Raw genomic sequence first — 1,886 nt, forward strand, 5'->3', positions numbered from 1 at the left:
CAACTGCATAAGCTCCTAAGCGGCTAGCTAATACGCGGTCTTGCGCAGTAGGTGAACCACCACGTTGCATATGACCTAATACAGATACACGTGTATCAAAGTCAGTGTTTTCTTCGATTAGCTTGCCAATTTCAACACCACTTGCAACCCCTTCTGCTACGACAATAATACTATGCTTTTTGCCGCGCTCTTGGCCTTTTTTCAATCTGCTAACTGTCTCTTCCAGATTAAAGCCTTCTTCAGGGATAAGGATTGTTTCAGCACCACCAGCTAAACCAGCCCATAAAGCAATATCTCCAGCATTTCTTCCCATAACTTCAATAATGAATGTTCTTTCATGAGAAGTTGCTGTATCACGGATTTTATCAATTGCATCGATAACTGTGTTTAGTGCCGTATCAAAGCCGATTGTAAATTCTGTTCCTGGAATATCATTATCGATTGTACCTGGAACTCCAACACATGGATAACCTTGTTCTGTAAGCGCCTTCGCTCCCATATAAGATCCGTCTCCACCAATTACAACAAGCCCATCAATATTATGTTTCTTTAATTGCTCAATTCCTTTTTGTTGTCCTTCTTTTGTTTTGAATTCTTCACAACGTGCAGAAAAAAGGAATGTTCCACCACGATGGATTATATCACCAACAGAACCAACTTCTAATTTTTTGAAGTTGCCGCTAATTAGCCCAGCATAACCACCAATAACTCCATATACTTCTACTCCATGAAAAATCGCTTTACGAACTACCGCTCTAACGGCCGCATTCATTCCTGGTGCGTCACCGCCACTTGTTAATACACCAATTCTTTTAACTGTCAATTTCCTCACCTCATAATTTCATTAACAAATAAATTATGTAGCATAACATACATATACTATTATATAACAAATTATCTGTCTGCAACATTTTTCACAAAATTTACATATATATAATCTATGTATTGCTAACTTTTGTAAATTAATCAAGAAATTGTTTATTCTCTATTAATTTCCCTGATATTTATCCAATTATCCATTAAACAATTCTACCATATCACGAAGAATCGCGTATCTCAACTTAATATGAGAAAAAAATAAAAGACGGAATAATCAGCAAACTGAAAACGTTTTATAACCCTTTGATTTATAGTTTTTTTCCCTATAAATGAAACTTTAAACCATTTCGCCATTATTTTCAAAGAAGTTCAAAATAACAGTTTTATATTGTGCAATTCACTCTTTTTTATGTAGACTGTTTTTTAGGTTTCTATTGTAAAGTTCATTTTTACCAAATCACGTTTTTTTATACTTTTTCACACAGAACAGTTAAAACCCATTTACTTTTAAAACAACCTATTTTTTCAATGTTGTCATAAAAAAACTGTAGACAGTTGTTCTATTGTCTACAGTTTAAAACATTTCATTATAATAGGCTTTTTCAACGATTTAAATAGGCACCCATATTTTTAAACTTAGCATAACGATGATTCACAAGTTCTTCCTTTGTCATCCCGGTTAATTCTTTAAGAGATGTATATAGAACCTCATCGATTTGCTCTGCTTGTTCTTTTATATCATGGTGTGCTCCACCTTTGACTTCTCTTATAATCGAATCAATTATACCCAATTCCTTTAGGTCTGGTGCAGTAATCTTCATTTTTTCCGCAGCTTGTTTTGCCTGTCCAGCATCTTTCCATAAAATAGATGCCGCTCCTTCAGGGGTAATAACCGAATATGTGGAATTCTCCAGCATATGGATATAGTTACCAACGCCAAGGGCTAAAGCTCCGCCACTTCCACCTTCCCCTATTACGATACAGACAATTGGTACCTGCATAGATGCCATTTCAAATAAATTTTTGGCAATTGCTTCACTTTGTCCTCTTTCTTCAGCGGCTTTACC

The 1,886-nt window shown here is 35.4% G+C and carries 2 protein-coding genes; both read right to left on the minus strand.

The window, feature by feature from the left end; translation table 11 throughout:
- On the minus strand, positions 1–772 hold a 772-nt coding region (gene pfkA / locus RTL21_RS20030; protein WP_312098481.1), incomplete at its 3' end, for a 6-phosphofructokinase.
- 649 nt (positions 773–1,421) lie between these two features.
- A partial coding sequence (locus tag RTL21_RS20035; protein WP_312098474.1) for a carboxyl transferase domain-containing protein occupies positions 1,422–1,886 on the minus strand: 465 nt, incomplete at its 5' end.

This window comes from Niallia sp. (assembly GCF_031978665.1).
Lineage (GTDB): Bacteria > Bacillota > Bacilli > Bacillales > Cytobacillaceae > Niallia.